The organism is Variovorax defluvii, assembly GCF_039541515.1.
GTDB classification, from domain to species: Bacteria; Pseudomonadota; Gammaproteobacteria; order Burkholderiales; family Burkholderiaceae_C; genus Variovorax; species Variovorax defluvii.
Window position 1 is genome coordinate 1 of sequence record NZ_BAABGJ010000057.1, and the last position, 8993, is coordinate 8993.

General features: G+C 68.4%; 8 protein-coding genes. All 8 read left to right on the forward strand.

Going from position 1 to position 8993, the window contains the following annotated elements; translation table 11 throughout:
* Nucleotides 1–130 precede the first annotated feature (130 nt).
* Nucleotides 131–850 carry a flagellar basal body L-ring protein FlgH gene (locus tag ABEA07_RS17185; protein WP_345539361.1) on the forward strand — a complete coding sequence of 240 codons (720 nt, stop codon included), beginning with the start codon at nucleotides 131–133 and terminating at the stop codon, nucleotides 848–850.
* Between the two features lie 138 nt (nucleotides 851–988).
* Nucleotides 989–2098, forward strand: coding sequence for a flagellar basal body P-ring protein FlgI (locus ABEA07_RS17190; RefSeq protein ID WP_425584148.1), 1110 nt, complete (start codon nucleotides 989–991; stop codon nucleotides 2096–2098).
* 4 nt (nucleotides 2099–2102) lie between these two features.
* A complete protein-coding gene (flgJ, locus tag ABEA07_RS17195) occupies nucleotides 2103–3077 on the forward strand; it encodes a flagellar assembly peptidoglycan hydrolase FlgJ (RefSeq protein WP_345539363.1) in 975 nt (324 codons plus the stop codon).
* A gap of 24 nt (nucleotides 3078–3101) precedes the next feature.
* Entirely contained in the window at nucleotides 3102–3611 is a 510-nt protein-coding gene (locus ABEA07_RS17200; protein WP_345539364.1) for a chemotaxis protein CheW, read from the forward strand.
* A gap of 22 nt (nucleotides 3612–3633) precedes the next feature.
* Complete coding sequence (locus ABEA07_RS17205; RefSeq protein ID WP_345539365.1) at nucleotides 3634–5181, forward strand: methyl-accepting chemotaxis protein; 1548 nt, start codon at nucleotides 3634–3636, stop codon at nucleotides 5179–5181.
* A 129-nt stretch (nucleotides 5182–5310) separates the two neighbouring features.
* Nucleotides 5311–5832: a chemotaxis protein CheW gene (locus ABEA07_RS17210; protein ID WP_425584149.1), complete on the forward strand. Its 522-nt coding sequence runs from the start codon at nucleotides 5311–5313 to the stop codon at nucleotides 5830–5832.
* Between the two features lie 25 nt (nucleotides 5833–5857).
* Complete coding sequence (locus ABEA07_RS17215; protein ID WP_425584150.1) at nucleotides 5858–7585, forward strand: methyl-accepting chemotaxis protein; 1728 nt, start codon at nucleotides 5858–5860, stop codon at nucleotides 7583–7585.
* A gap of 15 nt (nucleotides 7586–7600) precedes the next feature.
* Nucleotides 7601–8993, forward strand: a 1393-nt coding sequence (locus ABEA07_RS17220) for a methyl-accepting chemotaxis protein (protein WP_345539370.1), incomplete at its 3' end; no start/stop codon positions are given.

The window sequence follows — 8993 nt, forward strand, 5'->3', positions numbered from 1 at the left end:
CTTTGGTTACTTTCTTTGGCGAGACAAAGAAAGTAACTCGCCCGCCGGGGCGAATTCCCGGCTCCTGCGCCAAACAACAGGCAAGGCCAAAACAAAGGCCCAGAGCCCATTCCCAAGGGAACACAAAGCAATGACCGCAACAAAACGCCAAGGCGCTTCGGTCTTCGGCGCAAGAATTCATCGTCCAGTCGCCGCCGCGCTGGCCGTGCTGCTCGTCACCGGCTGCGCGCAGATCCCGCGCGAGCCCCTCGTGCACCAGCCGATGACCGCGCGCGCCAATCCCTACCAGCCCCTGCCGGCCCCGCGCGCCACCGGCGCCATCTTCCGCGACGGCCCCGGTGCGAACGCCTTGTTCGAGGACCGCAGGCCGCGCAATGTCGGCGACATCCTGACCATCGTCATCAGCGAGAAGGTCAACGCCAGCAAGAACTCCGGCGCCAACGCCAGCCGCACCGGCAGCATGGCGATGGCCTTCCCGACCATACCCAAGCTGCTGGGCGGTCTGCTCGACGACCAGGATGCCAAGCTCTCCGGCAACAACGTCCTCGCCGCCAAGGGCGGCGCCAACGCCAACAACACCTTCAACGGCGTGATCACCGTCACCGTGGTGGACGTCATGCCCAACGGCAACCTGCTCGTCTCCGGCGAGAAGCAGATGGGCATCAACCAGGGCACCGAGTACATCCGCTTCTCGGGCGTGGTGAACCCCCGCACCGTCTCCGGCAGCAACACCGTGCCGTCGACCCTGGTGGCCGACGCGCGCATCGAATACACAGCCAAGGGCTACATCGACGAAGCCCAGCACATGGGTTGGATGCAACGATTCTTCTTGAACGTCATGCCGTTCTAAATGCTCTCCCCCAGGCTCCCCCACTTCGTGTGGTCCGCCAACCCCCTCACCGGGGGCGACACCAGCGGCCCGGCAAAGCCGGTTCCGCGGTGTCCCCCGAACCCGGCCCGTTCCGGTGCCGCTTGAAAAGGTCTAGTCATGCGTCTATCGCGATATCTGTTGAGTGGTTTTGCAGCGTTGGCATTGCTGGCTGCCGATGCGCCGGCCCACGCCGAGCGCATCAAGGAACTGGCCAGCATCCAGGGCGTGCGCGACAACCCGCTGATCGGCTACGGCCTGATGGTCGGCCTGGACGGCACCGGCGACCAGACCATGCAGACGCCCTTCACCACGCAGAGCCTGAACAACATGCTGCAGCAGCTGGGCATCTCGGTGCCGGCCGGCGTCAACATGCAGCTCAAGAACGTGGCGGCCGTGATGGTCACGGCCACGCTGCCGTCCTTCGCGCGGCCGGGCCAGACCATCGACGTCACGGTCTCGTCCATGGGCAATGCCAAGAGCCTGCGCGGCGGCACGCTGCTGATGACGCCGCTCAAGGGCGTGGACGGGGCCACCTACGCGATCGCGCAGGGCAACATGGTGGTCGGCGGCGCCGGCGCCTCGGCCAACGGCAGCAAGGTGCAGATCAACCAACTGAGCTCGGGCCGCATCCCGGGCGGCGCCCTGGTGGAGCGCACGGTGGAGGCGCCGGTGGGCGGCGAGGGCATGTTCTCGCTGGAACTCAACCGCTCCGACTTCGGCACCGCCCAGCGCGTGGTCGAGGCCATCAACCGCCAGCTCGGCCCCGGCACCGCCGAGGCGGCCGATGCGCGCATGGTCCGCGTGCGCGCGCCCGAGCAGCAGGAACGCGTGGGCTTCCTCGCCCGCCTGGAGAACATCGATGTCACGCCCGTACAGGCCGCGGCCCGCGTGGTGATCAACGCCCGCACCGGCTCGGTGGTGATGAACCAGGCCGTGCGCGTCAACGACTGCGCGGTGGCGCACGGCAACCTGTCGGTGGTGATCAACACCGAGCCGGTGATCAGCCAGCCTGGCGCCTTCTCGGGCGGCTCGACCGTGGCGACGCAGACCTCGCAGATCTCGGTCCAGCAAGGCGGCGGCGCGCTGCAGATGGTGCGCGGCGGCGCCTCGCTGTCGGACGTGATCAAGGGCCTCAACAGCCTGGGTGCCAATCCGCAGGACCTGGTGTCCATCCTGCAAGCCATGAAGAGCGCCGGCGCCCTGCGCGCCGAGCTCGAGATCATCTGACCCCATGACGATCGCTACGACCGACCGCAGCGCCGCGCTCGACCAGCGCTTCGCGCTGGACGTGCAGGGCGTGGATGCGCTGCGGCGCACCGTGCGCGGCTCGCCCGAGGAGGGCCTGCGCCAGGTGTCGCGCCAGTTCGAGGCCCTGTTCATGAACATGGTGCTCAAGAGCATGCGCCAGGCGGTGCCCGAGAGCGGCCTGTTCGACAGCCAGAGCGAGAAGCTCTACCTGTCGATGTTCGACCAGCAGCTCACGCAGAACCTCTCCGGCCGCGGCGTGGGCCTGGCCGAGGCCATGCTGGCGCACCTCGGCCGCAGCCTGCCTTCTGCCGCGCCGGAGGGCGAAGAGGCCCTCGCCGGCCTGTCGCTGGCGCCGCCGCCCGGCGTCGCGCTCAAGCCGCAGGCCGGCATCCCGCTCGGCTCCGCCCCCACGCCGTCCGCCACCGCCGCCCCCGCGCGCCGCCCCGCGGACCTCAGCCTTTACCAGAGCAACGCCGAGCGCCCGCCGGCCACGGTCGCCTCGCTGCAGGGCCAGGTCGATGCCTTCGTGGGCCGCATGGGCGCCTCGGCCCAGGCCGCCAGCGAGGCCAGCGGCGTGCCCGCGCCGCTGATCCTGGCGCAGGCCGCGCTCGAATCGGGCTGGGGCAAGCGCGAGATCCGCGGCGACGACGGCACGCAGAGCCACAACCTGTTCGGCATCAAGGCCGACCGCAGCTGGAAGGGCCCGACGGTCGAGACCACCACCACCGAATACGTGGACGGCGAGCCGCAGAAGGTGCGCGCGAAGTTCCGGGCCTACGGTTCCTACGAGGAGGCCTTCACCGACTACGCGAAGTTCATCACGCGCAACCCGCGCTATGCCGGCGTGCTCGCCACCGACGACCCGGCCGAGGCCGCGCACGGCCTGCAGAAGGCGGGCTACGCCACCGATCCGCACTACGGGAACAAGCTCGTCCGGATCATGCAGAAATTCACTTGATGGAAATGGATGGAGGGAGATCCCATGGCTGAAATCACGAGTCTTCGCCCGCAGGGCAACGCAACCGAACTCGCCGCCGGCAGCCGCCTGGAGGTGGTGACCTTCACGCTGGGCGAGGAGGAATACGGCATCGACATCCAGAAGGTGCAGGAGCTGCGGGGCTACGACGCGGTGACGCGCATCGCGAACGCGCCGGAGTTCATCAAGGGGGTGGTGAACCTGCGCGGGATCATCGTGCCGATCATCGACATGCGCATCAAGTTCGCGCTGGGGCAGCCGACCTACGACCAGTTCACGGTGGTGATCGTGCTGAACATCGGCGGCCGGGTGGTGGGGATGGTGGTGGACAGCGTGTCGGACGTGATCACGCTGAACGCGGATCAGATCAAGCCGGCGCCGGAGATGGGGTCGGCGCTGGACACGGACTACCTGATCGGGCTGGGCACGCTGGAGGAGCGGATGCTGATCCTGGTGGACATCGACCGCCTGATGTCCAGCGAAGAAATGGGCCTGATCGAAAAGCTTGCGGCTTGAACCTGAACGGGAAGACAGAGAGATGAAAAACTGGCGCATCGGAACCCGCCTCGCACTCGGCTTCGCGCTCGTGCTGGCCTTGCTGGCCATCGTCGCGGCCATCGGCGTGTTCCGCCTTCAGAAGGTGGGAGAGGCCACGCAGGACATGGTGCAGCGCTCGCTGGTCAAGGAGCGGCTGGCCGCGAACTGGCTGCTCAACACCAGCAACAACAGCGTGCGTACGTTCTCGCTGGTCAAGAGCAACGACCCCGAGGTGCAGGACTACCTGCAGAAGAACATCACCAGGACCAGCGCGCTCATCTCCGAGACGCAGAAAAAGCTGGAGGGGATGCTGGACACGCCCGAAGAGCAGGCGATCAGCGCCGACATCCAGAAGCGGCGCAGCGAGTACGTGAGCCTGCGCAACACCATCCTCAAGCTCAAGGGCGAGGGCCGGCTGGACGAGGCCCGGCAGCTCACCGACCAGAAACTGATCCCCTTGCTGGAGGCCTACGACGCCAGCATCCGCGGCATGCTGGCGCACCAGGGCGAGCGCATCGACCAGGCGGCCGCCTCGGTCGACGCGCTCTACCGCTCCGGCCGCGCCAACGTGATCGGGCTGGCGGTGCTGGCCCTCGCCCTGGGCGCGGTGCTGGCCTGGCTGCTGACGCGCAGCATCACCCGGCCGCTCAACGAGGCGGTGCAGGTGGCCCAGACGGTGGCCGCCGGCGACCTGCGCAGCGAGGTGCTGGTGAAGGCGCGCGACGAGACCGGCCTGCTGATGGAGGCGCTGCAGGGCATGAACGCCAGCCTGGCGCGGGTGGTGGGCGAGGTGCGCCACGGCACCGACACCATCGCCGCGGCCTCCGGCGAGATCGCGAACGGCAACCAGGACCTGTCCTCGCGCACCGAGGAGCAGGCCAGTTCGCTGCAGCAGACCGCGGCCTCGATGGAAGAACTCACCAGCACGGTCAAGCAGAACGCCGACAACGCGCGCCAGGCGAGCGAGCTGGCGCTCTCGGCCTCCGAGGTGGCGGTGAAGGGCGGGCGGGTCGTGGGCGAGGTGGTGCAGACCATGGGCTCGATCCACGCCTCCTCGCAGAAGATCGTCGACATCATCGGCGTGATCGACGGCATCGCCTTCCAGACCAACATCCTGGCGCTGAACGCGGCGGTGGAGGCCGCGCGGGCGGGCGAGCAGGGCAAGGGCTTCGCGGTGGTGGCCGCCGAGGTGCGCAACCTGGCCCAGCGCTCGGCCGCGGCCGCCAAGGACATCAAGAGCCTGATCGACGATTCGGCAGGCAAGGTGAATGCCGGCGCGGCGCTCGTGGGCGAGGCCGGCCGCACCATGGAAGAGGTGGTCGCCAGCGTCAGGCGGGTGACCGACATCATCGGCGAGATCACCGCCGCCAGCCACGAGCAGACGCTGGGCATCGAGCAGATCAACCAGGCCATCACGCAGATGGACCAGGTGACGCAGCAGAACGCGGCCCTGGTGGAAGAGGCGGCGGCTGCCGCGGCCTCGATGCAGGAGCAGGCGGGCCAGCTGGTGGCGTCGGTCAGCGTGTTCAGGTTGCAGGCCGCCGCCTGAATTCGCAGCGGGGCCTTCAAGACCTGCGTCCGGCGGCCGATATCTGCAGAGAACAGATCAGCTGGTCAAGCCGGTCCGCGCACGGCGCGGGCTTTCCACGACGCAATTTCAATGGACACCGACATGTTGATGAAGACCTCGGAACAGACGAAGCAGGCCGCAGCCGGGGCGGCCATCCTTTCCACCACGCCCGCCGCCCGCCCGCTGGAATTCCTTTCCTTCACGCTGGGCGAGGAGGAATACGGCATCGACATCCAGAAGGTGCAGGAGCTGCGGGGCTACGACGCGGTGACGCGCATCGCGAACGCGCCGGAGTTCATCAAGGGGGTGGTGAACCTGCGCGGGATCATCGTGCCGATCATCGACATGCGCATCAAGTTCGCGCTAGGGCAGCCGACCTACGACCAGTTCACGGTGGTGATCGTGCTGAACATCGGCGGCCGGGTGGTGGGGATGGTGGTGGACAGCGTGTCGGACGTGATCACGCTGAACGCGGATCAGATCAAGCCGGCGCCGGAGATGGGGTCGGCGCTGGACACGGACTACCTGATCGGGCTGGGCACGCTGGAGGAGCGGATGCTGATCCTGGTGGACATCGACCGCCTGATGTCCAGCGAAGAAATGGGCCTGGTGGAAAGGGTCGCCGCCTGAAGCATCCGCCGTGGCGAGAAGAATGATGAAAGCCTTCTACAACCTGCGGCTTGCGAGCAAGCTGCTTCTCTCTTTCGCGGCCGTCCTCGTCCTGACGGCCTTCCTGGGCATCTTCGCGGTGCTGCAGCTGTCCAAGGTCAACCAGAAGTCGACCGAGATCGCGGGCGACTGGATGCCCTCGACCCGCACGCTGCTCGAGATCAAGGCCCTGGTCGCGCGCTACCGCTCGGTCGAGATGCAGCACATCCTCTCCGCCGCGCCGGAAGAAATGGCACGCTATGACAAGGTCGCGGTCGAGACCTGGGAGGCCCTGCAGAAGGCCCGCGGCCAGTACGAGAAACTGATCAGCACGCCCGAAGAGCGCGCCCTCTATCCCAAGCTGGCCCAGGCCATGGTCCAGTACGGGCAGGTGCATGCCCGCCTGTTCGCCCTGTCCGGCGCGAACAAGACCGACGAGGCCCTGGCGCTGCTGCGCGGCGACTCGCTGAGTGCGAGCTCGGAAATGAACGCCACCATCGACCAGCTCGTGAAGATCAACGTCGAGGGCAGCGACCGCGCCAGCGCCGAGGCCGACGCCTCCTACGCGCAGGGCCGCACCTGGATCATCGCGGTGCTGGCGGGCAGCATCCTGCTGGGCCTGGGCTTCGCGGTCTGGATCGCCGGCGTCGTGGCGCGGCCGCTGGCGCAGGCGGTGAAGGTGGCGCAATCGGTCGCCGCCGGCGACCTGACCAGCCGCATCGAGGCCAGCACGACGGACGAGACCGGGCAGCTTCTGCGTGCCCTCCACGAGATGAACGCCAGCCTGACCCGCATCGTCGGCCAGGTGCGCTCGGGCACCGACACCATCGCGACGGCGTCGGGGCAGATCGCCTCCGGCAACCAGGACCTGTCCTCCCGCACCGAGGAGCAGGCCAGCTCGCTGGAAGAGACCGCGGCCTCGATGGAAGAACTCACCAGCACCGTCAAGCAGAACGCGGACAACGCACGCCAGGCCAACCAGCTCGCGCTCTGCGCCTCCGAAGTGGCCGTCAAGGGCGGCGAGGTGGTGGGCCAGGTGGTGGACACCATGGGCTCGATCCATGCGTCGTCCAAGAAGATCGTGGACATCATCGGCGTGATCGACGGCATCGCCTTCCAGACCAACATCCTGGCGCTGAACGCCGCGGTCGAGGCCGCGCGGGCGGGCGAGCAGGGCCGCGGCTTTGCGGTGGTGGCCGCCGAGGTGCGCAACCTGGCGCAGCGCTCGGCTTCCGCCGCCAAGGAGATCAAGGGCCTGATCGACGACTCGGTGGGCAAGGTGGACGCCGGTACCGCGCTGGTCGGCGAGGCCGGCAAGACCATGGGCGAGATCGTCGACAGCATCCGGCGCGTGACCGACATCATGGGCGAGATCACCGCCGCGAGCCAGGAGCAGACCCAGGGCATCGAGCAGATCAACCAGGCCATCACGCAGATGGACCAGGTCACGCAGCAGAACGCCGCACTGGTGGAGGAAGCCTCGGCGGCGGCGCAGGCCTTGCAGGAACAGGCCGGCTCGCTGGTGGACTCGGTGCGCGTGTTCCGGCTGGAGCAGGGCGCGCAGGCGGCGGTGCAGGGGGTGGCGCCTGCATCGAGGGTGGCCGTGGCCGCAGCCCCGGCCGTGCCGGCCAAGGCCCTGCCCCGGCCCGACGCGAAGCGCGAGCCCGTGTTGCGTCAGCCGGCCCTGGCCGGCAGCGTCGCCGGCACCGCCGGCGGCGACTGGACCGAGTTCTGATTCGAGGGAAGGTCCATGAACATCAAGAACTGGAAGATCGGCACGCGCCTGGGCTTCGGCTTCGCGTCCCTGCTGCTGCTGCTTGCCCCGATCTCCGGCACCGGCATGCTGCGCCTGGAGCGGGTGGGCGATGCCACCGACGAGATGATGCACGGCGCCCTGGTCAAGGAGCGGCTGGCGAGTGAATGGGCCAAGCTGCTGGGGACGGCGATCGTGCAGACCTTCGCCATGGTCAAGGCCGGCGATCCGGCGGCCGAAGCCTATTTCGCCAAGAGCCGCCTGGAGACCTCGCAGCGCATCAACCCGGTGCAGAAGAAGCTGGAGGAATTGCTCGGGAGCGCCGAGGAGAAGAAGCTTTACGGCCAGGTCGCGGATGCGCGCAAGATCGTGCTGGACACCCTGGCCGAGATCGTGAAGCTCAAGACCGCCGGCGACACCGCGGGCGCCAACCAGCTCACCGACACGCGTTTCGCGGCGGCGCTGGGCGTCTACGAGGAGGCGGTGACGAAGATCGCGCGGCACGAGCGCGAACAGATCGACGCCATCGCGGCCGGCATCTCGCGCGACCGCACCGCCGGGCGCCACCTGATGATGGGGCTGTCGGCCCTGGCCCTGGTGCTGGGGGCGCTCTGCGCCTGGCTGACCGCGCGCAGCATCACCCGGCCGCTGAGCCAGGCGGTGCAAGTGGCGCAGACGGTGGCCAAGGGCGACCTCAGCGCACGCATCGAGGTCGAGTCGGGCGACGAGACCGGCCAGCTCATGCACGCGCTGCGCGAGATGAACGTGGCGCTGGCGCGGGTGGTGGGCGAAGTCCGCCACGGCACCGACACCATCGCGACCGCGTCGAGCCAGATCGCCTCGGGCAACCAGGACCTGTCCTCGCGTACCGAGGAGCAGGCCAGTTCGCTGCAGCAGACCGCGGCCTCGATGGAAGAGCTCACCAGCACCGTCAAGCAGAACGCCGACAACGCGCGCCAGGCGAACCAGCTGGCGCAGTCGGCCTCCGAAGTAGCGGTCAAGGGCGGCGACGTGGTGAGCCAGGTGGTGGACACCATGGCGTCGATCCACGCGTCGTCGAAGAAGATCGTCGACATCATCGGCGTGATCGACGGCATCGCCTTCCAGACCAACATCCTGGCGTTGAACGCGGCGGTGGAAGCGGCGCGGGCCGGCGAGCAGGGCCGCGGCTTCGCGGTGGTGGCCGCCGAAGTGCGCAACCTGGCGCAGCGCTCGGCCTCGGCCGCCAAGGAGATCAAGGGCCTGATCGACGACTCGGTCGGCAAGGTGGACGCCGGCACCGCGCTGGTGGGCGAGGCCGGCCGCACCATGGAAGAAATCGTGGGCAGCGTCAGGCGGGTGACGGACATCATCGGCGAGATCACCGCCGCCAGCCACGAGCAGACCCAGG